At 64.4% G+C, this 26,619-nt stretch carries 31 protein-coding genes and 1 tRNA gene; 15 read left to right on the top strand and 17 right to left on the bottom strand.

Translation table 11 applies throughout. From position 1 onward, the window contains the following. The first annotated feature begins 3 nt into the window (after nt 1-3). A complete protein-coding gene (locus DA1_RS11610) occupies nt 4-1,002 on the top strand; it encodes a LysR substrate-binding domain-containing protein (protein ID WP_071956347.1) in 999 nt (332 codons plus the stop codon). A gap of 90 nt (nt 1,003-1,092) precedes the next feature. Here DA1_RS11610 and DA1_RS11615 read toward each other — a convergent pair. The 10 genes from DA1_RS11615 to aceA all read right to left on the bottom strand — a co-directional run bounded on the left by DA1_RS11615 (nt 1,093) and on the right by aceA (nt 10,913). After that, nucleotides 1,093-1,169, bottom strand: a tRNA-Pro gene (locus DA1_RS11615). Between the two features lie 30 nt (nt 1,170-1,199). Beyond that, on the bottom strand, nt 1,200-1,610 hold the full coding sequence (locus DA1_RS11620; protein WP_013801679.1) for a MerR family transcriptional regulator: 411 nt from the start codon (nt 1,608-1,610) through the stop codon (nt 1,200-1,202). Nucleotides 1,611-1,798: 188 nt separating this feature from the next. Beyond that, nucleotides 1,799-2,131 carry an integration host factor subunit alpha gene (locus DA1_RS11625; protein WP_012206409.1) on the bottom strand — a complete coding sequence of 111 codons (333 nt, stop codon included), beginning with the start codon at nt 2,129-2,131 and terminating at the stop codon, nt 1,799-1,801. 33 nt (nt 2,132-2,164) lie between these two features. Next, nucleotides 2,165-4,612, bottom strand: coding sequence for a phenylalanine--tRNA ligase subunit beta (gene pheT, locus DA1_RS11630; RefSeq protein WP_034395370.1), 2,448 nt, complete (start codon nt 4,610-4,612; stop codon nt 2,165-2,167). A gap of 75 nt (nt 4,613-4,687) precedes the next feature. After that, nucleotides 4,688-5,740, bottom strand: coding sequence for a phenylalanine--tRNA ligase subunit alpha (gene pheS, locus DA1_RS11635; RefSeq protein WP_012206411.1), 1,053 nt, complete (start codon nt 5,738-5,740; stop codon nt 4,688-4,690). A gap of 110 nt (nt 5,741-5,850) precedes the next feature. Beyond that, complete coding sequence (gene rplT / locus DA1_RS11640; RefSeq protein ID WP_012206412.1) at nt 5,851-6,210, bottom strand: 50S ribosomal protein L20; 360 nt, start codon at nt 6,208-6,210, stop codon at nt 5,851-5,853. A gap of 26 nt (nt 6,211-6,236) precedes the next feature. Beyond that, on the bottom strand, nt 6,237-6,440 hold the full coding sequence (gene rpmI / locus DA1_RS11645; protein ID WP_012206413.1) for a 50S ribosomal protein L35: 204 nt from the start codon (nt 6,438-6,440) through the stop codon (nt 6,237-6,239). A gap of 203 nt (nt 6,441-6,643) precedes the next feature. Next, nucleotides 6,644-7,261, bottom strand: a complete 618-nt coding sequence (gene infC, locus DA1_RS11650) for a translation initiation factor IF-3 (RefSeq protein ID WP_012206414.1) — start codon at nt 7,259-7,261, stop codon at nt 6,644-6,646. Nucleotides 7,262-7,341: 80 nt separating this feature from the next. After that, nucleotides 7,342-9,273 (bottom strand): threonine--tRNA ligase, encoded by a 1,932-nt coding sequence (thrS, locus tag DA1_RS11655; RefSeq protein WP_034395367.1) that lies wholly within the window; start codon nt 9,271-9,273, stop codon nt 7,342-7,344. Between the two features lie 308 nt (nt 9,274-9,581). Next, nucleotides 9,582-10,913, bottom strand: coding sequence for an isocitrate lyase (aceA, locus tag DA1_RS11660; RefSeq protein WP_013801675.1), 1,332 nt, complete (start codon nt 10,911-10,913; stop codon nt 9,582-9,584). A gap of 362 nt (nt 10,914-11,275) precedes the next feature. Here aceA and DA1_RS11665 point away from each other — a divergent pair, with 362 nt between their 5' ends. The 8 genes from DA1_RS11665 to hemP all read left to right on the top strand — a co-directional run bounded on the left by DA1_RS11665 (nt 11,276) and on the right by hemP (nt 16,737). Next, the gene (locus DA1_RS11665) at nt 11,276-12,217 is read left to right on the top strand and encodes a DMT family transporter (RefSeq protein ID WP_034395364.1); all 942 of its coding nucleotides are present in this window, start codon (nt 11,276-11,278) and stop codon (nt 12,215-12,217) included. A 216-nt stretch (nt 12,218-12,433) separates the two neighbouring features. Continuing rightward, nucleotides 12,434-12,733, top strand: a complete 300-nt coding sequence (locus DA1_RS11670) for an SWIB/MDM2 domain-containing protein (protein WP_012206418.1) — start codon at nt 12,434-12,436, stop codon at nt 12,731-12,733. A gap of 117 nt (nt 12,734-12,850) precedes the next feature. Next, nucleotides 12,851-13,978: an alpha-hydroxy acid oxidase gene (locus DA1_RS11675; protein WP_034395361.1), complete on the top strand. Its 1,128-nt coding sequence runs from the start codon at nt 12,851-12,853 to the stop codon at nt 13,976-13,978. Nucleotides 13,979-14,084: 106 nt separating this feature from the next. Further along, nucleotides 14,085-14,357 (top strand): (2Fe-2S)-binding protein, encoded by a 273-nt coding sequence (locus tag DA1_RS11680; RefSeq protein WP_012206420.1) that lies wholly within the window; start codon nt 14,085-14,087, stop codon nt 14,355-14,357. 101 nt (nt 14,358-14,458) lie between these two features. After that, nucleotides 14,459-15,160 (top strand): energy transducer TonB, encoded by a 702-nt coding sequence (locus DA1_RS11685; RefSeq protein WP_013801672.1) that lies wholly within the window; start codon nt 14,459-14,461, stop codon nt 15,158-15,160. Nucleotides 15,161-15,175: 15 nt separating this feature from the next. After that, nucleotides 15,176-15,898: a MotA/TolQ/ExbB proton channel family protein gene (locus DA1_RS11690; RefSeq protein ID WP_012206422.1), complete on the top strand. Its 723-nt coding sequence runs from the start codon at nt 15,176-15,178 to the stop codon at nt 15,896-15,898. Nucleotides 15,899-15,901: 3 nt separating this feature from the next. Then, the gene (locus tag DA1_RS11695) at nt 15,902-16,315 is read left to right on the top strand and encodes an ExbD/TolR family protein (protein WP_013801671.1); all 414 of its coding nucleotides are present in this window, start codon (nt 15,902-15,904) and stop codon (nt 16,313-16,315) included. A 200-nt stretch (nt 16,316-16,515) separates the two neighbouring features. Continuing rightward, on the top strand, nt 16,516-16,737 hold the full coding sequence (gene hemP / locus DA1_RS11700) for a hemin uptake protein HemP (protein WP_012206424.1): 222 nt from the start codon (nt 16,516-16,518) through the stop codon (nt 16,735-16,737). A 261-nt stretch (nt 16,738-16,998) separates the two neighbouring features. On the opposite strand, the gene DA1_RS11705 is transcribed toward hemP, so the two are convergent. Continuing rightward, nucleotides 16,999-17,406, bottom strand: coding sequence for a heme-binding protein (locus tag DA1_RS11705; RefSeq protein ID WP_034395358.1), 408 nt, complete (start codon nt 17,404-17,406; stop codon nt 16,999-17,001). Nucleotides 17,407-17,596: 190 nt separating this feature from the next. Here DA1_RS11705 and DA1_RS11710 point away from each other — a divergent pair, with 190 nt between their 5' ends. Together DA1_RS11710 and DA1_RS11715 are read left to right on the top strand one after the other, a co-directional pair. Beyond that, complete coding sequence (locus DA1_RS11710; protein ID WP_012206426.1) at nt 17,597-18,289, top strand: Bax inhibitor-1/YccA family protein; 693 nt, start codon at nt 17,597-17,599, stop codon at nt 18,287-18,289. A 66-nt stretch (nt 18,290-18,355) separates the two neighbouring features. Next, nucleotides 18,356-18,784: a hypothetical protein gene (locus DA1_RS11715; RefSeq protein WP_013801669.1), complete on the top strand. Its 429-nt coding sequence runs from the start codon at nt 18,356-18,358 to the stop codon at nt 18,782-18,784. 101 nt (nt 18,785-18,885) lie between these two features. Here the strand turns inward: DA1_RS11715 and rlmD are convergent, their stop codons facing one another. Together rlmD and DA1_RS11725 are read right to left on the bottom strand one after the other, a co-directional pair. Continuing rightward, nucleotides 18,886-20,358: a 23S rRNA (uracil(1939)-C(5))-methyltransferase RlmD gene (gene rlmD, locus DA1_RS11720; RefSeq protein ID WP_034395354.1), complete on the bottom strand. Its 1,473-nt coding sequence runs from the start codon at nt 20,356-20,358 to the stop codon at nt 18,886-18,888. 76 nt (nt 20,359-20,434) lie between these two features. Beyond that, the gene (locus tag DA1_RS11725) at nt 20,435-20,752 is read right to left on the bottom strand and encodes a hypothetical protein (protein ID WP_013801667.1); all 318 of its coding nucleotides are present in this window, start codon (nt 20,750-20,752) and stop codon (nt 20,435-20,437) included. A 187-nt stretch (nt 20,753-20,939) separates the two neighbouring features. On the opposite strand from DA1_RS11725, the gene DA1_RS11730 reads away from it, so the two are divergent. The 4 genes from DA1_RS11730 to DA1_RS11745 are packed head-to-tail and all read left to right on the top strand — an operon-like array spanning nt 20,940 to nt 23,275. Then, nucleotides 20,940-21,500, top strand: a complete 561-nt coding sequence (locus DA1_RS11730; RefSeq protein WP_034395350.1) for a GbsR/MarR family transcriptional regulator — start codon at nt 20,940-20,942, stop codon at nt 21,498-21,500. A 32-nt stretch (nt 21,501-21,532) separates the two neighbouring features. After that, nucleotides 21,533-22,402: an NAD-dependent epimerase/dehydratase family protein gene (locus DA1_RS11735; protein ID WP_034395347.1), complete on the top strand. Its 870-nt coding sequence runs from the start codon at nt 21,533-21,535 to the stop codon at nt 22,400-22,402. Next, complete coding sequence (locus DA1_RS11740; protein WP_034395344.1) at nt 22,395-22,799, top strand: DoxX-like family protein; 405 nt, start codon at nt 22,395-22,397, stop codon at nt 22,797-22,799. The genes DA1_RS11735 and DA1_RS11740 overlap by 8 nt, the downstream gene beginning before the upstream one ends. After that, nucleotides 22,796-23,275: a DUF2269 family protein gene (locus tag DA1_RS11745; protein ID WP_034395341.1), complete on the top strand. Its 480-nt coding sequence runs from the start codon at nt 22,796-22,798 to the stop codon at nt 23,273-23,275. The genes DA1_RS11740 and DA1_RS11745 overlap by 4 nt, the downstream gene beginning before the upstream one ends. A 28-nt stretch (nt 23,276-23,303) precedes the next feature. Here DA1_RS11745 and DA1_RS11750 read toward each other — a convergent pair whose 3' ends face one another. The 4 genes from DA1_RS11750 to ssuD are packed head-to-tail and all read right to left on the bottom strand — an operon-like array spanning nt 23,304 to nt 26,593. Beyond that, nucleotides 23,304-23,519: a TOBE domain-containing protein gene (locus DA1_RS11750; RefSeq protein ID WP_012206434.1), complete on the bottom strand. Its 216-nt coding sequence runs from the start codon at nt 23,517-23,519 to the stop codon at nt 23,304-23,306. Between the two features lie 54 nt (nt 23,520-23,573). After that, nucleotides 23,574-24,554: an ATP-binding cassette domain-containing protein gene (locus DA1_RS11755; protein ID WP_012206435.1), complete on the bottom strand. Its 981-nt coding sequence runs from the start codon at nt 24,552-24,554 to the stop codon at nt 23,574-23,576. A gap of 15 nt (nt 24,555-24,569) precedes the next feature. Next, entirely contained in the window at nt 24,570-25,421 is an 852-nt protein-coding gene (gene ssuC, locus DA1_RS11760) for an aliphatic sulfonate ABC transporter permease SsuC (RefSeq protein WP_034395338.1), read from the bottom strand. Between the two features lie 11 nt (nt 25,422-25,432). After that, complete coding sequence (gene ssuD, locus DA1_RS11765) at nt 25,433-26,593, bottom strand: FMNH2-dependent alkanesulfonate monooxygenase (RefSeq protein WP_034395335.1); 1,161 nt, start codon at nt 26,591-26,593, stop codon at nt 25,433-25,435. Nucleotides 26,594-26,619 lie beyond the last annotated feature (26 nt).

Raw genomic sequence — 26,619 nt, forward strand, 5'->3', positions numbered from 1 at the left:
TGCATGCAATACACGATTTCAGGCCGACCATGGCCGCAAGTATCTCTACACTCTTCCTCTGGAACAAACGAAAATTGCTGCCGTAAACACTGCATAAAACTCATGAATTACCGACGCCTGACGCCCTCCATGTCCCTGCTGCTGGTCTTCGAGGCAGCCGCGCGCCACGAAAGCTATGCGCGTGCGGCCGAGGAGCTGTCGCTCAGCCAGAGCGCCATCAGCCGGCAGGTGCAGACACTGGAGGCGCAGCTGGGCATCAGCCTGTTCCGCCGCGAGGGCCGCACGGTGCGCCTGACCGACGTGGGGCGCCGCTACTTCATCGACCTGGGCGCCGCGCTGGGCCGCATACGCAGCGCCACCCTGCAGGCCATGTCACGCCAGTCCGGCGGCGGCACGCTCAACCTGGCCACCCTGCCCACCTTCGGCTCCAAATGGCTGCTGCCGCACCTGCATGGCTTCTACCAGGCGCAGCCCGGGGTGACGATGCACATCCACTCGCGCATCGGCGATATCGATTTCGACAGCGCAGAGATAGACGCCGCCATCACCGTGGGCACGGGAGACTGGCCCGGGCTGACCGCGCATCGCCTGTACCACGAGTTTCTGGTGGCGGTGGCCAGCCCGCAGGCGCTGCAGCAGGCCGGGCAGGCAGCAGCCTCGCCGGATTGGGCGGGCCAGCAGGTGCTGCTCACGGTGGCCAGCAACCGGCAGGCCTGGAGCGAGTGGTTCACGCACTATCGGCTCGATCACCGGCAGATGCGGATAGGGCCGAGCTTCGAGCTGACCTCGCACCTGATACAGGCCGTGCTGGCAGGCATGGGCGTGGGCCTGGTGCCACGGGTACTGGTGGAAGAGGAGATGGCGCGCGGTGAGCTGCACGTGGTGGGAGACGCCATCCCCAGCCAGCGCAGCTACTACCTGGTCTATCCCGAGAGGAACGCGACACTGCCGGCGCTGGCAGCCTTCCGGCAATGGCTGCTTGCAACCTGCGCTCAGGGTTGATTCCTGCGCAACTGCCGCTCCCCTTCAGCGGTTGGCGATGGCACAAAGAAAAACGGACCACAGCCAGAAGCTGTGGTCCGTATTCATTTATGGTCGGCGTGGCGGGATTCGAACTCGCGACCCCTTGCACCCCATGCAAGTGCGCTACCAGGCTGCGCTACACGCCGAAGAATTCAATTATATACAGCTTTTTGCTCTCAAATAGAAAGCAGCGCACGAATCTGCAAAAGCTCCTCGCGCACGGCCTCCGGCTCCAGCGGAACGCTGGCCGCGGCATCGCCACCGAGCAGCGGCGCGGCAGCCGGCGCCGACACCACGACACCTGCCTGCAGCGCGGGAACCACGGCAGACCCCGAGGCTTCGCGCAGGCGGTTGCGCGCGCCGTTGATGGTGAAGCCCTGTTCGTACAGCAGCTCACGGATGCGCCGGATCATCAGCACTTCGTGGTGCTGGTAGTAGCGGCGGTTGCCGCGCCGCTTCATGGGACGCAGCTGCGTGAACTCCTGCTCCCAATAGCGCAGCACATGCGGCTTGACGTCGCACAGATCCGCGACCTCACCGATGGTGAAGTAGCGCTTGGCGGGAATCTGGGGCAGAAGTGAAGCCATGGCAAATGTGGATGAGGTCAGGATGTGCAATGCCGCTGGTGCGCGGACGCCGATCCGGGAAGAAGGCCGAGCCTACTGCACAGCTCGCTTGCAGGCCAGCACCCTGTCGTAAAAACAGCCCATCCACCGCAAGGCAGACAGGCTGACGACAGCTGGGCCACGGCAAGCCGGGCCCCGGGGACGACCCTTCAGGACGCGGAGCCCGTCGTGCCTTCCTGGATCTGCTCCTTGAGCTTGCTGCTCGCATGGAAGGTCACGACGCGGCGCGCCTCGATCGGAATGGCCTCGCCCGTGCGCGGGTTGCGCCCCGGACGCGGTGCCTTGGTGCGGATCTGGAAGTTGCCGAAGCCCGACAGCTTCACATCCTCGCCCGTCACCAGGCTTTGCGAGATCAGCTCGAAGAACGCATCCACCATTTCCTTGGATTCGCGCTTGTTCAGGCCGATCTCGTCGAACAGCAGGTCCGCCAGCTGCGCCTTGGTCAGCGCGGGCGAATCAAGACTTTCCACCGTCAGTTCCATCACGGGATCTCCTTTCACGGCATGGGCCATCCATCAGGCGCGCAGGCGCGCGCCCAGGCGTTGCTGCAGTTGCTCGAGCACGGCCTGCACGGCCTGTTCGATCTGCACGTCGGTCAGCGAGCTGTCGTCATTGCCCAGCGTCAGGCGCACGGCCAGGCTCTTTTCGTCCTGCGCCAGCGCGCCCGGTGCCGCTGTCTCGCCGGCCTTGAGCGCCTTGGGGCGGAATACATCGAACAGAACGGCAGAGCGCAGCAGGCCGCCTGTCTGGGCAGCTTCCACCGCCTGCATCAGCTGGGCATGCGTGGCCTTTTCGTTCACGACCACGGCAATGTCGCGCTCCACGGCCTGGTGCTTGGCCACGGGCTTGAACACCGGCACCTCGCGCGCCAGCACGGCATCGAGCTCCAGCTCGAACAGCACAGGCGCCTGTGCCAGATCCCATTGCTGGCGCCACTGGGGATGCAGCTCGCCGATGAAGCCGATGGACTGACCATCGAGCAGCACGCGCGCGCAGCGGCCCGGGTGCATGGCCGGATGCTCGGCCGGCTCGAACACGGGCTTGCGCGGCGCCAGCAGCGCCTCGACATCGCCCTTGACGTCGTAGAAGTCCACCTTGGTTTCGGCACGGCCCCATTGCAGCTGCTCTCCAGCACCCCAGGCCAGGCCCGCCACGCGCATGGGCTGGTAGAAGCCCTTGACCGTGGTGTCGCTGTCAACAACGCTGTCATCCTTGAGGAAGACACGGCCCAGCTCGAACACGCGCACGCGCTCGGCCTTGCGGTCGGCATTGAACTTGAGCACCTGCATGAGCGAGCCGATGAGGCTGGAGCGCATCACGCTGAGCTGGCTTGCGATGGGGTTGAGCAGCTGGATGGGATTGGCGTTGCCGGCCAGATCCTTCTCCCATGCGGCTTCCACAAAGCTGAAGTTGATGGTTTCCTGGTAGCCCAGATCGGCCAGCGCGCGGCGCACGGCGAACTGGCTGCGGCGGTTTTCGGCGCGCAGCTTGGGCGCAATGGGCGCCAGCGGCTTGGTCGTGGGCAGGTTCTCGTAACCCACCATGCGTGCCACTTCCTCGATCAGGTCTTCCTCGATGTTGATGTCGAAGCGGAAGCTGGGCGGCGTGACGGTGAGCACGCCGTCGCCCTGCTCCACCGGCAGGCCCAGGCCGGCCAGCGCATCGTGGCACTGCTGCTGCGTGAGCGGCATGCCGATGACCTTGGCCGCACGCGCCACGCGCAGCGTGACGGGCTTGGGCTGGGGCATGTTGGCCTGCTGGTCGTCGATGGGGCCGCAGACGGTCTCGGGCGTGCCGCAGATCTGCAGCACCAGCTCGGTGATGCGCTCGATGTGCTCGACCGTCAGTTCGGGATCGACACCCCGCTCGAAGCGGTGGCCCGCATCGGTGGAGAAGTTGTAGCGGCGCGAACGGCCGGCAATCGACTTGGGCCACCAGAATGCGGCCTCGATGTAGATGTGGCGCGTGTCGTCGGACACGGCCGTGGCGTCGCCGCCCATGATGCCGGCCAGCGACTCGACTTCGCGGTCATCGGCGATCACGCCCACCTGTCCATCCACGGTGACGGTGTTGCCGTTGAGCAGCTTGAGCTGCTCGCCTTCCTTGCCCCAGCGCACCTGCAGGCCGCCGTGGATCTTGTCCAGGTCGAAGATGTGCGAAGGACGGCCCAGCTCGAACATCACATAGTTGGAGATGTCCACCAGCGGCGCCACGCTGCGCTGGCCGCAGCGCGCCAGGCGATCGACCATCCACTGCGGCGTCTTCGCCTGGGTGTTGACATTGCGCACCACACGGCCCGAGAAGCGGCCGCACAGGTCGGGCGCCTCGATCTTCACGGCCAGCTTGTCCTGCACGCCCACGGCGGCAGGCGTAAACGACTGGGGCTTGAGCGGCGCGCCGGTCAGCGCAGCCACTTCGCGCGCCACGCCGTAGACGCTCAGGCAATGCGCCAGATTGGGCGTGAGCTTGAGCGTGAGCAGCGTGTCATCCAGGTTCAGGTACTCACGGATGTTCTGGCCCAGGGGCGCGTCCAGCGGCAGCTCCATCAGGCCGCCATGGTCCTCGGACAGCTTGAGCTCGCGTGCCGAGCACAGCATGCCGAAGCTCTCCACACCGCGCAGCTTGCCGATCTTGATCAGGAAAGGCTTGCCATCTTCACCGGGCGGCAGCTCGGCGCCCACCGTGGCGCAGGGCACGCGGATGCCCACGCGCGCGTTGGGCGCGCCGCAGACGATGGTCAGCAGCTCGGGTCCGCCCACATCAACCTGGCACACGCGCAGGCGATCGGCATTGGGATGCTGCTCGGCAGCCTTGATCTCACCGACGACGATCTTGGTGAACGGCGGCGCCACGGGCTCCAGCTCCTCCACCTCCAGGCCGGCCATGGTCAGGGTGTCGGCCAGTTCTTGGGTGGTCAGCGGCGGATTGCAGAACTCGCGCAGCCAGGATTCGGGAAATTGCATATCAGACTCTTTGGCGTTGGTTCGGTCCGCGCGCCGTGGCGCTGGCGGACTCTTTGGCGAAGGCTTGCAGCCGGATCAACGGAATTGCGACAGGAAGCGGATATCGCCGTCAAAAAACAGTCGCAGATCGTTGACGCCATAGCGCAGCATGGTTAGGCGGTCAGGCCCCATGCCAAAGGCAAAGCCGATGTACTTTTCGGGGTCCAGCCCCATGTTGCGCACCACGTTGGGGTGCACCTGGCCGGAGCCGGCCACTTCCAGCCAGCGGCCGGCCAACGGGCCGCTCTGGAACTGGATGTCGATCTCGGCGCTGGGCTCGGTGAAGGGGAAGAAGCTGGGGCGAAAGCGCAGCACCAGGTCGTCGCTCTCGAAGAAGGTCTTGCAGAAGTCGGTGAAGACCACCTTCAGGTCCTTGAAGCTGACGTTCTCGCCGATCCACAGGCCTTCGCACTGGTGGAACATGGGCGAGTGCGTGGCATCGCTGTCCACGCGGTAGGTGCGGCCCGGCGCGATCACGCGGATCTCGGGCATGCCCTGGCCGGCGTCGAGCCGCTCACGGTATTTCTTGACGTGCTGCACAGCGTGGCGCACCTGCATCGGGCTGGTGTGCGTGCGCAGCAGATTGGGAGCCTGCTCCGTGCCGCCTTCCACGTAGAAGGTGTCGTGCATGGAACGGGCGGGATGGTCTTCCGGCGTGTTCAGCGCCGTGAAGTTGAACCAGTCGGACTCGATCTCGGGGCCCTCGGCCACATCGAAGCCCATGGAGCCGAAGATGCCCTCGATGCGCTCCAGCGTCAGCGACACGGGGTGCAGGCCGCCCTGGCCACGGCGGCGGCCCGGCAAGGTCACATCCAGCACCTCGGCCTTCAGGTGGGCCTGCAGTTCGGCATCGGCCAGGGCCTTGCGGCGCGCGGTCAGCGCGGCCTCGATGCCTTGCTTGGCCACGTTGATGGCGGCTCCGCGCGACTTCTTCTCTTCGACGGAAAGCTGCGCCATGCCCTTCATGAGCTCGGTCACCTTACCCGACTTGCCCAGAAACTGCGCCTTGGCGTTTTCCAGATCAGCGGGGGTTTGTGCCTGCGCGAACAATTGCTGCGCGCTTTCGACCAGAGAATCCAACTCGTTCATATCGACTCTTTATCGACTGTGAAAAGAAACAAGGGCTAGCAGCCTTTTCAAGCCCTAGCCCTTGCTGTTTGCGCTGCAGACCATCACGAGGATGGCCGCAGACCGTTATCTCAAGCAGCCAGCTTGGCCTTGACTTGATCAACGATGCTGCTAAAAGCAGCCTTGTCGTGCACCGCGATATCGGCCAGCATCTTGCGGTCGATCTCGATGGCTGCCTTCTTCAGGCCGTTGGCGAACTGGCTGTAGGTCAGGCCCAGTTCACGTGCAGCGGCGTTGATACGGGCGATCCACAGACGGCGGAACACGCGCTTCTTGGCACGGCGGTCACGGTAGGCATATTGCCCAGCCTTCATCACCGCCTGCTTGGCGATGCGGAAGACATTGCCGCGGCGGCCGCGGAAACCCTTGGAAAGGGCCAGAACTTTTTTGTGACGGGCGCGGGCCGTTACACCACGTTTGACGCGAGGCATGTGTTTTCTCCTTGTTCGTCAGTGAATTACAGGCCAGCCATCGGCAGCATTTGTGCGATAGAGCCCATGTTGGTCTCATGCACAGACACTGCACCACGCAGGTGACGCTTGTTCTTGGTGGTCTTCTTGGTCAAGATGTGACGCTTGAAGGCTTGACCGCGCTTGACGGTGCCACCGGGACGAACGCGAAAACGCTTCTTCGCGCTGCTCTTGGTCTTCATTTTGGGCATTTGAATGCTCCTGTTGTTTGTGCTCGTGAGGCGGCTCGCAACACTGCGCGCACTTGCTGGCCCCGAGACACTTCTGTGCCAGCCCGAAGGCCGGCAAGAACAAGGGACATGGAAACCATGTCCCTTGCATCGCACGCCCCGCGCAATCAACTCGCGCACGGCCTGCAAATTCTGTCGCCCCTCAACGAAGGGCGAAACCGCGATTATGCCTTATCAGCCACCGCAGGTGCAGCAGAAACTTCTGCCGGCTTGCCGCCAGCTGTGGGCTTCTTGCGCGCAGGGGCGATCATCATCACCATCTGGCGGCCTTCCAGCTTGGGGAACTGCTCCACCTGGATGGAATCCGCCAGATCGTCACGCAGACGGTTCAGCAGGTCCAGACCAATCTGCTGGTGCGTGATTTCACGGCCGCGGAACCGCAGCGTGATCTTGCACTTGTCACCATCGGCCAGGAAACGGCGGATGTTGCGCAGCTTGATGTTGTAGTCGCCGTCGTCGGTACCAGGGCGGAATTTCACTTCCTTGATTTCGATGACGGTCTGCTTGGCCTTGGCTTCGGCAGCCTTCTTCTGTTCAAGGTACTTGAACTTGCCATAGTCCATCAACCGGCAGACAGGTGGAGTGGCAGTGGCGGCAATTTCCACCAGGTCCACGTCCAGCTCGCCCGCCATGCGCAGCGCTTCCTGCAGAGGCACGATGCCCAGCGGCTCGTTCTCCGGGCCGGACAGACGCACTTCAGGCGCCATGATTTCACGGTTGAGACGATGCTTGCGCTCTTCACGGTGGCGCCGATCACGAAATTCAGTAGCTATGGTTCTCACCCTTGGATTTAAGTTGCTACAACAGCGTAGCCGCTTGTGTGCAGTACACGCAAGCGGCTACCGCCTTTGGAGATGCTCCATCAGGCCTTCGCCGCGATGTCCTTGGCCACGAGTTCAATGAACGCATCGACCGACATCACACCGAGGTCCTTGTTGCCCCGTGCGCGCACTGCCACTGCACCAGCGGCCTTCTCCTTGTCGCCAGCAACAAGGATGTAAGGCAGCTTTTGCAACGAATGCTCCCGTATTTTATACGTAATCTTTTCGTTGCGCAGATCTGTCGCCACCCTAAGGCCTTGATTCGGAAATGCTTTTTGCAGCTTTTGTGCGACTTCCCGCACATAGTCCGCCTGCGCGTCGGTGATATTGAGCACGGCGGCCTGCACGGGAGCCAGCCAGGTCGGCATGGCGCCAGCGTGCTGCTCGATGAGAATGCCGATGAAACGCTCCAGGCTGCCGACGATGGCACGGTGCAGCATCACGGGGCGATGGCGGTCGCCATCCTCTCCCACGTACTCCGCATCCAGGCGCTCGGGCATGGAGAAATCCACCTGGATGGTTCCGCACTGCCACTGGCGGCCGATGGCGTCCTTGAGCGTGTACTCGATCTTGGGGCCGTAGAACGCGCCATCGCCGGGCGAGATCACGTACTCGCAGCCCGAAGCCTCCAGGCTGTTGATCAGCGCAGCTTCTGCCTTGTCCCAGCTTTCATCGGAGCCGATGCGCGCCTCGGGGCGCGTGGCGACCTTGTAGATGATGTCGCTGAAGCCGAAGTCCGCGTAGACCTTTTGCAGCAGCGTGGTGAAGGCCAGCACCTCGGGCTGGATCTGATCTTCGGTACAGAAGACGTGGCCGTCATCCTGCGTGAAGCCGCGCACGCGCATGATGCCGTGCAGGCCGCCCGTGGGCTCGTTGCGGTGGCACTGGCCGAATTCGCCGTAGCGCAGCGGCAGGTCGCGGTAGCTCTTGATGCCCTGCTTGAAGATCAGGATGTGGCCGGGGCAGTTCATCGGCTTGAGCGCGTAGTCGCGCTTTTCCGACTCGGTCGTGAACATGTTCTCGCGGTACTTGTCCCAGTGACCCGTCTTCTCCCACAGGGTCTTGTCCAGGATCTGCGGACCCTTGACTTCCTGATAGCCGTTGTCGCGGTACACGCGGCGCATGTACTGCTCGACCTCTTGCCAAAGGGACCAGCCCTTCGGGTGCCAGAACACGGTGCCCGGCGAATGCTCGTCGATGTGGAACAGATCCAGTTCGCGGCCCAGCTTGCGGTGGTCGCGCTTTTCAGCCTCCTCCAGCATGTGCAGGTACTGCTGCAGGTCGTCCTTCGATGCCCAGGCCGTGCCGTACACGCGCTGCAGCATCTCGTTGCGATGGTCGCCACGCCAGTAGGCGCCAGCCACCTTCATCAGCTTGAAGAACTTGAGCTTGCCGGTGCTGGGCACGTGCGGGCCGCGGCACAGATCCTCGAAGCTGCCTTCGCGGTACAGGCTCACATCCTCATTGGAGGGGATGCTGGCGATGATCTCGGCCTTGTAGTTCTCACCGATGCCCTTGAAGTACGCAACGGCCTCGTCGCGCGGCAGCACGCGGCGCACCACGGGCTCGTCCTTGGCGGCCAGTTCGGCCATGCGCTTTTCGATGGCGACCAGGTCCTCGGGCGTGAAGGGGCGCTTGTACGAGAAGTCGTAGTAGAAGCCGTTCTCGATCACGGGACCGATGGTGACCTGGGCCTCCGGGAACAGTTCCTTGACCGCATAGGCCAGCAAGTGGGCCGTGGAATGGCGGATCACCTCCAGGCCATCGGCGTCCTTGGCCGTCACGATGGACAAGGGCATGTCCTTGTCGATGACGAAGCTGGTGTCCACCACCTTGGCGTCCTCGCCAGCCCCCACCTTGCCGGCCAGTGCCGCTTTGGCAAGGCCCGTGCCTATGGATGCAGCCACTTCGGCCACGGTGACCGGGCCGGGGTACTCACGTTGCGAACCATCGGGAAGCGTAATGTGGATCATGGGATTCCTAAAATATTTCTCAGGGGGCGCGCATCCCCCAAAAGCAAAAAGCGCGGAGCCAGGTCCGCGCTTTCTTGGGGTCGAGTGAATCTCGTGCAGGCGCGAACCGCCAGCCGCTAGCGGCCGGTGTACATCTCCGATGTAGTTCGCGGTGTCATAACCATGATGCCTTTCTCGCCCTTGTCAGTTGTTGTCAATTGAAAACTTCCGCCATTTTAACCCCAGCAAAGAAAAAGCGCCCGAAGCACAAGGCCCCGGACGCTTTCTCACCCCTATCTACCTGAAGTTGCACTCACCGAAGCCGCGCTTCAGTGGAATTGCTCCTCTTCCGTGGAGCCGGTCAGCGCCTTCACGCTGGACGAGCCGCCCTGGATCACTGTGGTCACGTCGTCGAAGTAACCTGCGCCCACTTCCTGCTGGTGCGACACGAAGGTGTAGCCTTGTTCGCGGGCTGCGAATTCGGGCTCTTGCACCATGTTCACGTAGTGCTTCATGCCTTCGCCGTTGGCGTAGGCGTGGGCAAACTTGAAGGTGTTGAACCAGTTGATGTGAATGCCGGCCAGCGTGATGAACTGGAACTTGTAGCCCAGCGCAGACAGGTCTTCCTGGAAGGAGGCGATCTGGCTGTCGTTGAGGTTCTTCTTCCAGTTGAACGAAGGCGAGCAGTTGTAGCTCAGCAGCTTGCCTGGGCAGGCGGCATGCACGGCCTGGGCGAACTCGCGGGCAAAGCCGATGTCGGGCACGCCGGTTTCGCACCACACCAGGTCGGCATAGGGCGCGTAGGCCACGCCGCGGCTGATGGACTGCTCCATGCCATTGCGGACACGGTAGAAGCCTTCCTGTGTGCGCTCGCCGGTCAGGAACGGCTTGTCGTTGGCGTCGTGATCGGAGGTGATCAGGTTGGCGGCTTCAGCATCGGTGCGGGCCAGCACGATGGTAGGCACGCCCATCACGTCAGCGGCAAAGCGGGCGGAGATCAGCTTTTCGACGGCTTCCTGGGTGGGCACCAGAACCTTGCCGCCCATGTGGCCGCACTTCTTCACGGCAGCCAGTTGGTCCTCGAAGTGCACGCCTGCTGCGCCAGCGGCAATCATGTTCTTCATCAGTTCGAACGCGTTGAGCACGCCGCCAAAACCGGCTTCCGCATCGGCAACGATAGGCAGGAAGTAGTCGATGAACTCCTTGTCGCCGGGGTTGATGCCACGGCCCCACTGGATTTCGTCGGCACGCTTGAAGGTGTTGTTGATGCGGCGCACCATGGTGGGCACCGAGTCATAGGCGTACAGCGACTGGTCGGGGTACATGGTTTCGCTGGTGTTGCCATCGGCGGCCACCTGCCAGCCAGACAGGTACACCGCTTCCAGGCCGGCCTTGGCCTGTTGCATGGCCTGGCCTGCGGAGATGGCGCCAAAGGCATTCACATAGCCCTTCTTGGCACCGCCGTTGATCCTGTCCCAGAGCAGTTCCGCGCCACGCTGGGCCAGCGTGTACTCGGGCTGCAGGCTGCCGCGCAAACGCACCACGTCGGCGGCGCTGTAGCCGCGCTTGACACCTTTCCAACGGGGGTTCTGCGCCCAGTCTTTCTCAAGGGCGGAAATCTGCTGTTCACGGCTCAGTTGCTGGGTCAGGGATTGGGGCATGTTGCTCTCCTGGGAGGTGGTTGAAACAAGCGGCCTTCTTGCGTCGGCCTTGGGATCAAATTTAAGTCTTATAGAAGACCTCATCAACATCTTGTGTCTTATACAAGACTAAATTTTTCATCATATAAATCAACGAGTTATTTTCATATTTTTCAATATGAAATCACATTTCTCGTATTGAGAAAAATTGGCGCAATGCAGCATTTCAATATTTCACAATGCAAAACATGAATTCCATGCCATGAAAAGTCACCACAGCATGGCAAGCGTCCGCGACAGGCACATGTCACGCACACCGGACGCGCTCACAGGTACCATCGCGCGTTCAGGCGGCGCTCCCGCCTCTCAAACCAGCACTTGCCGTGAACACCTCCCATCGCAGATCTGCCTATGCCTGCCTGGCGCTGAGCATGTCCCTGGTCGGCAGCTATGTCGCCCTCTCCAAGCCTCTGGCGGCCATTTTTCCGGTGCTGCTGCTGGCCTGGCTGCGCTTTGGCATCGGGGCCATCGCCATGCTGCGCTGGCTGCGCAAGCCGGCGGACGAGGCACCCCTGTCTCGGCGCACGCAGGGCCTGCTGTTTCTTGAGTCGCTGTTCGGCAACTTTCTCTTCACCATCTGCATGGTGACTGGAGTGAGCCTGACAAGCGCCGTCACGGCCGGCGTGACCATGGCTGCCATCCCTGCTGCCGTGGCCTTGATGAGCTGGCTGTTTCTGCGCGAGCGCGTGGCTGCGCGCACCTGGCTGGCCATTGCGCTGGCCGTGGCGGGCATCGGCCTGTATGCACTGTCCCGCCCCGCCGCCTCGGCAGCATCAGTCTCACCGCAGGCGTGGCTGGGGCAGATGCTGCTGGTCGGTGCCGTGCTTTGCGAGGCGTTCTACGCCGTCATCGGCAAGCGCCTGACCACGTCCCTGGGGCCCAAGCGCATCACATCCATCGTCAATCTCTGGGGATTTGCGCTGTCTACGCCCTTCGGGCTGTATCTGGCGTGGCGCTTCGACTTCGGCAGCGTGGCATGGAGCATCTGGGGTCTGTTGCTGTTCTACGCTCTTGCCGCCTGCGTGTGGACCGTGTGGTTGTGGATGACAGGCTTGCGCAACGTGCCAGCCTCCCAGGCCGGCACCTTTACGGTACTGCTGCCGATCAGCGCTGCCGTGGTCGGCATGTGCGTACTGGGCGAACGGGTCACATCCATGCAGGCGCTGGCCTTTGCGATCGCCCTGCTGGGCATTCTCGTGGCCACCTGGCCGGGCAGAAAACGCCTTGCACAACACCCTTCCGCGAGCGGTGCCAGCTCCTTCTGAAAACGCCGCCGCCGACGGCCAACCTGCCAGTGCGGCCCTCGAAAGCGAGCCAGAATGCAAAAACTCCTCAAAAAACAGCGCCACAGCAACAAATCGAGGCAAAAATTTGACGGGTAAGCTTGGAAGAGCGTTTTTTTCCCATTAGCATCAGCCTGCCAGTGGATAGCGACGGTTTTTCGCTGGTAAAGAATCCACTCCATACTAGGAACAAGCAACATGGCAACTGCAAAGAAGGCAACGGCTGCTCCGGCAGCTCCCGCAAAGAAGCGCACTCCCAACGCCGCCTTCATGAAACCCCTCACCCCCAGCCCCGCTCTGGCTGCCGTGGTGGGTTCCACTCCCCTGCCCCGCACCGAGATCATCAGCAAGCTGTGGGTCTACATCAAGGCCAACAAGCTGCAAGACGCTGCCAACAAGCGCATGATCAACGCCGACGCGAAGCTCAAGGAAGTGTTCGGCAAGCCCCAAGTCTCGATGTTCGAGATGGCTGGCCTGATCGGCAAGCACGTCAAGTAATCCTCGGGCCTGCGCCACGACGGATGAAAGCCGGCCCCTGGGCCGGCTTTTCTTTTTTCCGGGTTGCCATCTCCTCTTCTTGCCGGAGATGCTGCACACCGACAACATTCCAATGCCATGAGTCAAGTGCCCGCGCTGCAAGCCGTTCCCGACGGCATCATCAATCTGGCCGACCACGAGGCGCATGCGCGGCAGCGGATGGACGACAACGCCTGGGCCTATTTCTCGGGCGGCGCGGCCGATGAGCGCAGTCTTGCGGCCAACCGCAGCGCCTGGGACGCGCTCACACTGTGGCCGCGCGTGCTCCGCCCCCTTGCAGGCGGCCATACCCGGCTTCAGTTGCTGGGCAGGGAGCTGGCCTGCCCGCTGCTGGTGGCACCCATGGCCTTCCAGCGCATGGCCCATGCGGACGCAGAGCTTGCAACGGCCTATGCCGCAGCGGCGCTGGGGGCGGGCATGGTGCTCAGCACACAGGCCAGCCTGCCGCTGGAGACAGTGGCACAGGCAGCACGGCTCACGCCTGGCCATGGCCCTTTGTGGTTCCAACTCTATCTGCAGCATGACCGTGGCTTCACCACGCAACTGATCAAGCGCGCAGAGGCCGCAGGCTACGAAGCGCTGGTGCTGACGGTGGACGCGCCCACCAGCGGTGTGCGGGACCGTGAACGCCGCGCGCGCTTTTGTCTTCCGCCGGGAGTGTCTGCCGTCAATCTTCAGGGGATGGCGCCACTTGCAGCCATGCAACTCGCACCAGGCCAGAGCCCCCTGTTCGACGGCCTTTTGCACCATGCACCTACCTGGGATGACGTCGCCTGGCTGCAGCAGCAGACACGGCTGCCGCTGCTGCTCAAGGGAGTGCTCCACCCGGCCGATGCGCTGCAGGCCGCGAGATTGGGAGTGGCGGGCATCATCGTCTCCAACCATGGAGGGCGCACGCTGGACACCGCTCCGGCAACCGCAACAGCCCTTGCCCGCGTGGCCAGGGCCGTGCGCGGCGCGGGCCATGAGCTCCCCTTGCTGGCCGACGGGGGCATACGGCGCGGCACAGACGTGCTCAAGGCGATCGCCCTCGGTGCGACGGCGGTTCTGATAGGCCGCCCCGTACTCTGGGGGCTGGCCAATGCGGGCGCCGCCGGCGTGGCCCATGTGCTCAGGTTGCTGCGCGATGAACTGGAGATCGCCATGGCGCTGACAGGGTGTGCCACCCTAGCCCAGGCCACTGGGGAACTACTGGATACCGAGTAAAGCCGAGCACCATACATCCCTACAGACAACCAAGAATTGCAAATGCGATGAATTCTCATTTATAATTTTTCATCCTATCAATAGCCAGCCACTACTGCCTGTAGCCATGATCGTCTGTGTATGCCGCCGGGTTTCCGACCGTGAGATCGCACGCCACGCTCATGCGGGCATGAGCTTTGACGAGATCCAATTCGAATTGGGTATCGCCATGCAGTGCGGCCGCTGCGAGAGCTGCGCCCGGGATGTGGTGGCGCAATGCTGCGCCAGCCAGCCCGTGGCGGCCATCCACAACGAGGTCGCGGCCCAGACCGTCCAGCTTGCCAACAACATTCTGGAGAGCAAAGCATGGTCCTCCTCTCAGCACTTGTCGGCAGCCTGATCCTCGTCGTTACATGCACCTGGTGGATTCTGCGCAGCTGATACTCCGTCTTCCGAGCGACAGCACCCGGCTCCCATACGCTGACCGCTCCTTCTGTCTCTATGTCCCAGTCTGATCGTTTTGGCCCCCCCGGGGGCCTTGGCCGTAACGTGGCCATCGCGGGTTCGGTCGTGGTCTTGCATGCAGCAACCCTTTGGGCGATGCAGCATGGACTGCTCCAGCGCGCACCCGAAGAGGTCATCGTGCCAGCCCAGGTGATTGCGGAATTCATTTCGCCACCCGCTCCCGAGCCCGAGGCACCCAAGCCTCCTCCTCCGCCGCCACCTCCCAAACCCCAGCCGGTCGTGAAGAAGGCACCGCCGCTGCCCAAGGCCATTGCCGACCCCAAGCCCGCACCTGCGGCGCCGCGCGGCACGCTGGACGACGAGCCCAAGCCCGTGGTGGAAGCACCACCGGCACCACCCGCCCCTCCTGCGCCGCCAGCGCCTCCCGCCCCCCCGGCACCACCGGCTCCGCCCAAGATCGAATTGCCGTCCAACAACGCGGCCTACCTCAACAACCCGGCCCCCAACTACCCCGCCATCAGCAGGCGCATGGGGGAACAGGGAACGGTCACGCTGCGCATCTTCGTGGACGCGCAAGGCCTGCCTCAAAAGATCGAGGTCAGCAAATCCAGCGGCTACGACCGTCTGGACCAGCAGGCCGTGGACGGCGTCAAGAACTGGAAATTCGTCCCCGGCAAGAGCAACGGCACGCCAACCCCCATGTGGGTCACCGTCCCGGTCAAATTCACCCTCAATTGATTCTCAGGAGTATCCATGGATTCCCAATTCGGCATTGCCCACGTCTGGACGCAGGGAGACTTCGTCACCCGTGCCGTCGCCATCATCCTGCTGGCCATGTCGGTGGCCTCTTGGCTCGTGATGATCATCAAGGCCCTGGACATCGTGAAGTTCAAGAAGCTGGCGCGCAACGCCCAGGACTTCTGGCACAGCCCCGACCTGGCCAGCGGCCTGGAAAAGCTGGGCGATGACCGCTCCAACCCCTTCCGCTACCTGGTGCTCGAAGGCCGCGAAGCCACCGCCCACCACCGCAAGACCAGCGCCCACCTGCATGACACGCTGGACATCAGCGACTGGGTGACCCGCTGCATGCGCAACGGCATCAGCGAATTCACCGCCCGCCTGCAATCGGGCCTGGCCATTCTGGCTTCCGTGGGCTCGACCGCCCCCTTCATCGGCCTGTTCGGCACCGTCTGGGGCATCTACCACGCGCTGGTCGCCATCGGCCTGTCCGGCCAGTCCTCGATCGACAAGGTCGCGGGCCCCATCGGTGAAGCGCTGATCATGACCGCCCTGGGCCTGGCCGTGGCGATTCCCGCCGTGCTCGGCTACAACGCCGTGGTGCGTGGCAACAAGTCCATCCTCAACGCCCTCAACAGCTTTGCCCACGACATGCACGCCTACTTCGTGACCGGCGCCCGCGTGTCCATCGACGGCAAGGAAGCCGGCAACGTGCTGCCGCTGAAGAAAGGCGCGTAAGCCATGGCATTCGGAACAATGGACGATGACGGCGAAGAGGTGATGAACGAGATCAACATGACGCCGCTGGTCGACGTCATGCTGGTGCTCCTGATCATCTTCATCATCACCGTGCCGGTGATGAAGCATTCGGTGAACGTGGACCTGCCCCGCGCCACCAACCAGCCCGAGGACGTCAAGCCCGCTACCGTGCGCCTGGCCGTCTCCGCCGATGGCCAGTACCACTGGAATGGCGTTGCCGTCAGCGATACGCAGTTCGAGGAGAACCTCAAGGCCGAGGCGGCCAAGGAGCCGCAACCTGACCTGCACATCCAGGGTGACAAGGAAGTCCGCTACGAGCGCGTGGCCCAGGCCATGGCTGCCGCACAGCGTGCAGGCGTGCGCAAGATCGGCTTCGTGACGGACCCGGCCAAGTAGGCCGTGGCAGGCATTCCTTGCCTGGCGATCAACGACAACGGCCCTTCGGGGCCGTTTTTCATTTTCTTCGCGTTGGCAGTGCATCGAGTCGCAGGGATAGGACTGGTCCCAGAAACCACAATGCGAGTAAGTCTCACTTGATTTTCAATTGAGAATTGTTATCATTCACAAAACTTTCCAATTTTTGAGGAATTCCCTGCATGTCTGCCACTTCCGCCGCCACCTCGCATCTGTCCGGCAACTCCAACGCCCAGGCCTTTGCAGCGCTGCAGGCCGCAGCATCTGCAGCCCTGACCGGGGCCGCCAGCGGACTCGACAGCACCTTGCTGCTCAATGGACAAAAGGCTGTGACCATCGTGCACAACGGCACGCCCTACCGCCTGCAGGCCACAAAGCTGGGCAAGCTCATCCTGACCAAATAAACAAGATTCCGGCCGTCGTCGGATGCCCGACCGGCGGCTTCTTCGTTTCATCGTGGGGCGACCTTGGGACTTCCAGTCTCAGAGGTCGATTAGCCAGCCAACAAAATCTCCGGATTTTGCGTAGCCAAGCATTTTTTCCCCGCGCTGCAGCGCAGATTGACCAAAGAAAAAGCCCCTGTCCATCGGCACAGGGGCTTTTTCTTGGTTGCATGGATCAGTCCCCAGGGACCGATTCAGGCAGCATGGGTGCACCAGGGGCTATTACAGGCCCAGAGCAGCAATGCCGGCGCCGGCAACCTGCGCATCCTCGCTCGCCTTGACGCCGCTGACGCCCACGGCGCCCAGGCATTGGCCGTCCTTCATGATGGCCACGCCACCTTCGAGCAGGCCGTCCAGCGTGGGCGCGCTCAGGAAGGCCGTGCGGCCGTTGTTGATCATGTCTTCATAGCCCTTGGTATCGCGGCGGCCCAGGGCCGCCGAGCGGGCCTTGGACGGAGCGATGTGGGCCGACACGGCGGCGGCGCCATCCAGGCGCTGCAGCCACAGCAGGTGGCCGCCGTCATCGACGATGGCAATGGTCACGGCCCACTTGTTCTTCAGCGCCTCGGCTTCTGCGGCGGCGGCAATGGCCTTCACGTCGGCCAGTTCGAGTTCATGCTTGGTCTTCATAAGATTCCAATTATCCATTCCATCACAAATGTCCTATAAGCATAGCAATCGTATGAGGACTGACAATGCATGCGCAGAACAAAACATTCGAAACCAAACCATGGCGGCGGCTCGGGGTATTGCAAGTCGCGCGCAAGCCGCCACCTAGAATGGGCAAGTCGCAACAACACTCCTTCGGAGGACTGGCCACATGAATGATCAAGTCACCACACTGGGCTCTGCGGGCTACGGTGTCTCGCAGCAAGAGCGCAATCGCGTATTGCGCAACACCTACTGGCTGCTGGCCCTGAGTCTTCTCCCCACCGTGCTGGGCGCTTGGCTGGGCGTGGCCACGGGCATCACGCGCTCGCTGAGCGGCGGGTTGGGGCTCATCGTCTTCCTGGGCGGCGCCTTCGGCTTCATGTTCGCCATCGAGAAGACAAAGCACTCGGCAGCCGGCATTCCCGTGCTGCTGGGCTTCACGTTCTTCATGGGCCTGATGCTGTCGCGCATGATCGGCATGATCCTGGGCTTCAAGAACGGCTCCGAGCTGATCATGACCGCCTTTGCAGGCACGGCCGGCGTGTTCCTGGTCATGGCCTCGCTGGCCACGGTGATCAAGCGCGACCTGTCGGGCATGGGCAAGTTCCTGTTCGTCGGCGTGCTAGTGCTGTTCGTGGGCTCCATCATCAACGTCTTCATCGGCTCCACGGCCGGCATGATGGCGATCTCGGTGGCGGCCATCGGCATCTTCAGCGCCTACATGCTCTATGACCTCAAGCAGATCATGGACGGCGGCGAGACCAACTACATCAGCGCCACGCTGGCTCTGTACCTGGACCTGTTCAACGTGTTCCAGAGCCTGCTGGCCCTGCTGGGCATCATGGGCGGCGAACGCGACTGATGCCGCACGCGGAAGGCTTCACCTTCCCTGCTGCACACCAAAGGCCTCCTTCGGGAGGCCTTTTGCATGTCCGGGATCATCATTTGTGCAAAGCGGACTCAACTTCTTCCAAGGCCTGCCGATAATCTCCTCAAGATGACCATGCCTAATCTTCCCCGCACCTTCGCCATCCTGCTGCTGCCCACGCTGCTCGCCGGCTGCAAGCTGGATGATATTCCGGGCCTGGGACCGGACCCCCGCACCGTCGCCAAGGAGGCCGAGGCCAAGGCCATCGGCGGGGCGTGCCGCCATGCCCTGCGCGGGCTGGAGGATTGCTACACGCTCAACCCCAAATCGTCCAAGGCCCTGGTGTTTGCAGGCTGGAAGGATATGGACGAGTACATGCGCGCCAACAAGATGGAAGGCACGCCTTCGGTCCTGGGTCAGAGCGACCGCCGCCGCAGCGACAAGGACGAGGCGCCTGCCGAGCCGACCTCAGGCCGCAATCGCAGCTGACCCCTTTTGAGATCCGGATTTGAGATCTGGATCCGCCCGTTAAAAAGCCGTGGCCGCCCGAGGGCTCCACGGCTTTTTTCATGGCGCAGGCAGCCAGGCTGTCAGTCTGCGCAGCGCTCGAACACCGCCATGCTCTCCACGTGGGCCGTGTGCGGGAACATGTTGACCACGCCTGCCGATACACAGCGATAGCCGGCCAGATGCACCAGAAGGCCGGCATCACGCGCCAGCGTTGCGGGATTGCAGCTGACATAGACGATGCGCTCGGGAAAGCGCCAGGCCTCATGCCCTGCCGGCAGGGGCTCGGCGCCTTCGGCACCGATGCGCGCCTGGTGGATGTCAGCCAGGGCCTTGGACAGCGCAAACGCGCCTTCGCGCGGCGGATCCACCAGCCACTTGCCGGCCACGCCGTCGGCAAACAGCATCTCGGGCGTCATCTCGAACAGGTTGCGCGCCACAAAGCGCGTGGGCGCGAGCTTGTCGCCCTCTGCGCGCTGTGCGTTGTTGGCCGCGTAGTTTTCATGGGAGCGCTTGACCAAGGTATCGCTGCCCTCGATGCCCAGCACCTCGCGCGCCTGCGTGGCCAGGGGAAGGGTGAAGTTGCCCAGACCGCAGAACCAGTCGATCACGCGCTCGTCCTTCTTGACATCCAGCAGGCGCAGCGCGCGCGTGACCAGCACGCGGTTGATGTGCGGATTGACCTGGGTGAAGTCCGTGGGCTTGAACGGCATGGTGATGCCGAAATCGGGCAGGCCGTAGTCGAGCTGGGCGCCTCCCTGCTCCATGAGGTGCACGGTGTCCGGGCCCTTGGGCTGCAGCCACCACTGCACGTTGTGCTCGACTGCGAAGGCCCGCAGCCGGGCCTGGTCGTCCTCGGACAGCGGCTCCAGATGGCGCAGCACCAGGGCCGTGACGGAGTCGCCGCAGGCAACCTCGATCTGCGGGCAGGTTTCGCGCGCATCCATGGAGGCAATCAGCGCGCGCATGGGCAGCAGCATGGCGTCCACATGGGGCGGCAGGATCTTGCAAGTCTCCATGTCGGCGATGTAGCGGCTCTTGCGCTCGTGAAAGCCCACCAGCACCTTGCCCTTCTTGGCCACATAGCGCACCGACAGGCGCGAGCGGAAACGGTAGGCCCAGGACGGACCTTCGATGGGGCGCAGCAGCGTCTCGGGCTTGACCTTGGCCAGATGCCAGAGATTGTCTTCCAGCACGCGCTGCTTGATGGCCACCTGGGCGCCCACGTGCAGATGCTGCATCTTGCAGCCGCCGCAGGCACCGGCATGCAGACCGAAATTCGGGCAGCCGGGGCGCACGCGCTGGGAAGATTCGCGGTGGATGGCCGTCAGGCTGGCGGCTTCCCAGTTGTTTTTCTTGCGATGGGTGTTGGCGCTGACCAGTTCGGTCGGCAGTGCGCCGTCGATGAATACCACCTTGCCATCGCTCTTGCGGGCCACGCCCTGGGCGTCCATATCCATGGACAGCACCTGCAGCCAGCCTTCGGGCAGTGCAGGGGCGTCGATGTCGGCTTCGGGCAGGTTGTCGGGGATCTTGTTGTCGCGGGGTTCACTCATGGGGCACGATTGTCTCAGGCTCTCCCCTTGCCCTGTTGGCGGCTCCCCAAAAAAGCCCCCAACTCGCTTTTGCCTCTCAGGACCGCGGAGTGCTGCTGCGGCCCAGGTCCCGCTGCCGCTCCTGGCGCGCCCGGGCCAGTTGCTCGCGTTCGGCCAGCAGGTTGATTTCGGTGATGCAGTTGAATTCGTCCAGCGTGAACACCATGGTGGCGCCGCGCTCGATCTTGTCCACGGTCTGGTGCAGCGGCAAGGTCAGGTCCACCGGCGGGCGGTTGGAGCGGTAGATCAGTTCCTGCTCGGGCGTGTAGACGGAATAGCAGGCGGCAGACGCGGCCTGCGCCAGCGCGCAGGCGGCCAGCACGGTGATGGCACGCAGGTTTTGCACAGCAGTCATGGTGTTCCCCTCAAAACGACGGCCTGCCTGTGTATGTACTGGGTGGCAGGCCAGGCTGCCCAGCATTATGGAGCAGCACATGCCGCGCCCCGCCAGGTGCCGCCTCCGCGCTGCAGCCGGTTTTGATTTTTCAGCTTTCACAAATTTCTCTCTTGACAGAAATTTCAGGCCTGCAGACACTGATGCCATGCAACTGAGTCCCATCGCACACCGTTTCATCCACCATTGGGGCGACATGGGCAGCTCCTGGGGGGTGAACCGCACGGTCGCCCAGATCCACGCCCTGCTGTTTTTCCATGGCCGCCCGCTCAACGCGGAAGAGATTGCCGACACGCTGGGCGCCGCTCGCTCCAACGTGAGCAACAGCCTCAAGGAACTGCAAGGCTGGGAGCTGATCCGCACCAGCCGCAGGCCTGGCGACCGCCGCGACTACTTCGAGACCTCGTCCGATGTCTGGGAGCTGCTGCGCACCATCGTGCGAGAGCGCAAGCAGCGCGAGTTCGACCCGACCTCCGAGATGCTGCGAGAACTGATCGCCGAGCCTGGCTTCGACGACGAATCCCCCGACACCCAGGACCGCGTGCACGAGACGCTGCGCCTGATGGAGTCGCTGGGCATCTGGACCGACGAGATGCTGCGGCTGTCGCCCTCCACGCTGGACAAGCTGCTGCGCCTGGGCGCCAGCGTGCAGCGCTTCGTGCGCTCCGAGGCCGCTGACACCCGCGTCAAGCGCGGACGCCGAGCCTGAAATTTCCGTCACAAGAGAAACTGGAGGTCACCATGCGCATTCTGGTCTGCGGCGGCAACGGCTTCATCGGCCGCCATATCGTCAACCTGCTGGCCCTGGCCGGCCATGATCCCGTGGCGCGCAGCCGCCATTCCCTGCCTGCGCTCGACTACGCCAAGGCCACCACGCCCGACGCCTGGCTGCCGCACCTGGCGGGCGTGGACGCCGTGGTCAATGCCGTGGGCGTGCTGCGCGACAGCGCCTCCCGGCCCATTGATGCCATGCACGCCCAGGCCCCCATCGCCCTGTTCGATGCCTGCGCGGCGGCCGGCGTGCGGCGCGTGGTGCAGATCTCTGCCCTGGGCATAGAAGGCAGTGCCACGCGCTACGCCACCACCAAGCGCGCCGCTGACGAGCATCTGCTGGCACTCACGGCAGCCGGACATCTGCAAGGCTGCGTGGTGCGCCCCAGCGTGGTGTTCGGCGCTGGCGGCGCCAGCAGCGAGATGTTCCTGTCCATGGCGCGCCTGCCGGCGCTGCTGCTGCCGCGCCCCGTGCTGCAGGCCCGCGTGCAGCCGGTGGCCGTGCGCGACCTGGCCGAGGCCGTGGCCGGCCTGGTGACACGCCCCGAACCCGTGGGCATGATCGAGATCGGCGGCCCCCTGCCCTTGCCGCTGGCCGCGCTGATTGCCAGCCTGCGCGCGCAGATGGGCCGCGCTCCAGCCCGCGTGGGCACGCTGCCCGGCTGGCTCACCCGCGCCAGCGCACGCGCTGGCGACTGGGTCAGCGCCTCACCCTGGTGCAGCGAGACACTGGCCATGCTGGCCAGCGACAACGTCACCGATCCGGCCGGATTGCAAGCCCTGCTGGGCCGACCCGGCGTTGCGCCATCCCAACTGCTGTCCACCTTGCGCCATGGATGAGCGCCGCTCCCGCCCCGTTCCAGCACCGCTGCGCACCATGCACTTGAGCCTGATCGCCGTCTGGCTGGGCACGGCCCTGGTCAGTGCCATCGAGCACCGCGGCCTGAGCGTGCAGGTGCTGGCCGATGCCGGCATCCACGATGCGCGCTGGCAGACATTCCTGATCTGGAGCGGCCTGCTCGCCGACCTGGCCGTGGGCCTGGCGCTGTGGCTGCGGCCGGGCCGGGAGAGCTATCTGGCGGCCTTGCTGCTGATGGCCGCCATGACCGTGCTGGCCACAGTGCTGCAGCCCACGCTGTGGCTGCATCCGCTGGGGCCGCTGCTCAAGAACCTGCCGATCGCCGCCATGCTGCTGCACCTGATGTCGGCACCTGTCACCCCGAAGGAGTCCGCATGAATCTCTACCTGTTGCTCAAGACGCTGCATATCGCGTCCAGCGTGCTGCTGGTCGGCACCGGCCTGGGCTCGGCCTTCTACATGTTCTTCGCCAACCGCAGCGGCAGCGTCGCTGCCCAGGCCGTGGTCAGCCGCCTGGTGGTGCGTGCGGACTGGTGGTTCACCACGCCCTGCGTGGTCATACAGCCCTTGAGCGGCATTGCCCTGGCCCACATGGCGGGCTGGCCGTTGACCACGCCGTGGCTGGCACTGTCGCTGGGCCTGTACCTGCTGGCCGGCGCCTGCTGGCTGCCCGTGGTCTGGCTGCAGGTGCGCATGGCCGCCATGGCGCGCGGCGCGCACGCAGCGCAGGCCGCCCTGCCCGCGCTGTATGCCGTCTACGCCCGGCGATGGGAGGCGCTGGGCTACCCGGCCTTCATCGCCATGGCCGTGACCTACTACCTCATGGTCAACAAGCCGATGCTCTGGGGCGGTTGAGCATCGGCAGTGCCTTCAGTGCCTGGCCTCAGAGCTTGGCAATGGACACTTCGGTGGACTTGACCAGGGCCACCACGTCGGAGCCCACGACCAGGCCCAACTCGTCCACCGAGCGCGTGGTGATCACCGAGGTGACCACGCCCCAGGGCGTCTGCACATCGACTTCGGAGACAACGTCGCCTCGGATGATTTCGCGCACCTGGCCCTTGAACTGGTTGCGCACGTTGATGGCTTGAATGGACATGTTTTTCTCCTGGGGATCAAAAGGAATCAAAGGAAGGTTGGGGAAAACGGAAAGTCAGACCGCCCAGCGCAGGCCATGGGCCGGTACGCCGGGCCAGGCCGTGGTGTCGGTCAGCGGATTGGCTTCGGGCTCGGCGGCGGGCTTTTGCAGCACGCGGTCGAGAATGCGTTGCTCGATGGCCGCCAGCGCCACGCTGCCGTGCACGCGCGGCCGTGGCAGGGCGATGCGTTCATCCAGCGCGATGCGGCCGTCCTCGATCAGCACCACGCGGTCGGCCAGGGCCACGGCCTCCTGCACGTCATGCGTGACCAGCAGGGCCGTGAAGCCGTGGCGTTGCCACAGGCCTTCGATCAGGCGGTGCATCTCTATGCGGGTGAGCGCATCGAGCGCGCCCAGCGGCTCGTCCAGCAGCAGCAGTTGCGGGCGGTGCACCAGGGCGCGCGCCAGGGCCACGCGCTGGCGCTGGCCGCCGGACAGGCGCGCCGGCCATTCGCCCTCGCGGTCGGCTAGGCCGACCTGGGCCAGCACTTCGCGGCCACGCTCCTGGGCCGAGGCGGGCAGGCCCAGCGTCACATTGGCCAGCACGCGCCGCCAGGGCAGCAGGCGCGCGTCCTGGAACATGATGCGCGTGCCGCCCTGCGCGCCCTGCACGGCCCGTGCGGGCTCGCCGTCCAGCAGCAAAGTGCCGGCCGTGGCCTGCTCCAGGCCAGCGACCAGGCGCAGCAAGGTGCTCTTGCCGCAGCCGCTGCGGCCCACGATGGCGACGAATTCGCCAGGCTCCACCTGCAGCTGCACTTCGTGCAGCACCTCGCGCTGGCCGTAGCGCTTGGTCAGCCCGCCGGCCTGCAGGCGCACGCCACGGCGCGGTGCGGATTGGGGGGATGCGGACTGCGGCGCATCGTCGTTCTGGGCCAGGCGGTCGCTGACGTCCAGGCCATCGGCATCGAACGAGGCCTCCCAGGCCATCGCCGGCGCGGTGGTGTTCAGCTCCACGGCCTGTGCCAGCGTGGTCTTCATGCGGTTCCATCGGCTCATGTCGTGCTCCTTGTGTCACTTGGGCTGGTAGCCCGGATGCCAGCGCAGCCACCAGTGCTCCAGCGCACGCGCAAACCAGTCGGCCAGCTTGCCCAGCAGGGCGTACAGCAGGATGCCGACCAGCACCACGTCGGTCTGCAGGAACTCGCGGGCATTCATGGTCAGGTAGCCGATGCCCGACTGCGCCGAGATGGTCTCGGCCACGATGAGGATCACCCACATCAGGCCCAGCGAAAAACGCAGGCCCACCAGGATGGAGGACAGCGCGCCCGGCAGGATGACCTCGCGGTACAGCTGCCAGCGCGTGAGGCCGTAGCTGCGCCCCATCTCGATCAGCGCAGGGTCCACATTGCGTATGCCGTGGAAGGTGTTCAGGTAGATGGGAAAGAACACCGACACGCTGATCAGGAACAGCTTGGCGCTCTCGTCGATGCCGAACCACAGGATGACCAGCGGAATCAGCGCCAGCGCGGGGATGTTGCGCACCATCTGGATGGTGGAGTCCAGCAGCGTCTCCGCCCAGCGCAGCGAGCCCGTGAGCAGGCCCAGCGCCAGCCCCAGCCCGCCGCCGATGGCCAGACCGCCCAGCGCGCGGCCCGCGCTCACCTGCACATGCTTGAGCAACTCTCCCGACTCGGCCAGCGCCTGCGCGGCGCGCAGCACATCCAGCGGAGCGGGCAGCACCCGCGTGGACAGCCAGCCCCACGCCGAGGCGGCCTGCCAGACGGCGATCAGCGCCAGCGGCACCAGCCAGGGCACCAGACGGCGGCCCACGCCGGCCGCAAAGCGCAGCAGCGGCGACCAGGAATCGCCGGCCGGGGGGGCCGAGGAGGCCGGCAGCGCAGTAACGGTACGTGCATCGGACATGCGTGACTCCCTCAGCTTTGCGACGCGCGCGGCGAGTACAGGTTGGCAACGGTCTCGCCTAGCGGCCCGCCCACTCCGCCAGCCAGCCTGTCGCGCACGGACAGCGGCAGCAGCGGGAAGACCAGCTCGGCAAAGCGGTAGGCCTCTTCCAGGTGCGGATAGCCGGACAGCACAAAGGTGTCTATGCCCAGGTCCGCGTACTCCTTGATGCGGTCGGCCACGGTCTGCGCATCGCCCACCAGGGCCGTGCCCGCGCCCCCGCGCACCAGGCCCACGCCGGCCCAGAGGTTGGGGCTGATCTCCAGCTCGGCCCGCGTGCGGCGGCTGCCGCCGGCATGCAGGGCGGCCATGCGGCGCTGGCCTTCCGAGTCCATGCGCGCGAAGGCGGCCTGGGCCTGGACCACGGTCTCGTCCTTGAGGCGGCTGATCAGGCGATCGGCATCGGCCCAGGCCTCATCCTCGGTCTCGCGCACGATGACGTGCAGGCGGATGCCGAACTTCACGCTGCGGCCATGGCGCGCCGCCTTCTCGCGCACATCGGCAATCTTTTTGGCCACCTCGGCCGGGGGCTCGCCCCAGGTCAGGTAGGCATCGACCTGCTCGGCGGCCAGGTCGTGCGCGGCCTCGGACGAACCGCCGAAGTACACGGGCGGATACGGCTTTTGCAGCGGCGGGAACAACAGCTTGGCGCCCTTGACCGAGAGGTGTTCACCTTCGTAGTCGAGCGTGCCGCCCTCATGGCTGCGCTCAAGGATCTCGCGCCAGATGCGGATGAACTCGGCCGATTGCTCGTAGCGCTGCGCATGGTCGAGGAAGACGCCGTCGCCCTCCAGCTCGGCGCGGTCGCCGCCCGTGACCAGGTTGATCAGCAGCCGCCCGCCCGACAGGCGGTCGAACGAGGCCGCCATGCGCGCCGCCAGGCTAGGCTGGTGCAGGCCGGGACGCACGGCGACCAGGAACTTCAGGCGCTTGGTGACCGGAATCAGGCTGGAGGCGACGACCCAGGGGTCCTCGCAGGAGCGGCCCGTGGGAATCAGCACGCCCTCGTAGCCCAGGCTGTCGGCCGCGATGGCGACCTGCTTGACATAGTCGTGGCTGAGCGGGCGGGCGCCCTCGGCCGTGCCGAGGTAGCGGCTGTCGCCGTGGGTGGGAATGAACCAGAAAACCTGCATGCGCTGCTCCAGTCAGGGGACGGAAT

Origin of the sequence: Delftia acidovorans NBRC 14950, from assembly GCF_001598795.1 — a bacterium.
GTDB classification, from domain to species: domain Bacteria; phylum Pseudomonadota; class Gammaproteobacteria; order Burkholderiales; family Burkholderiaceae_C; genus Comamonas; species Comamonas acidovorans.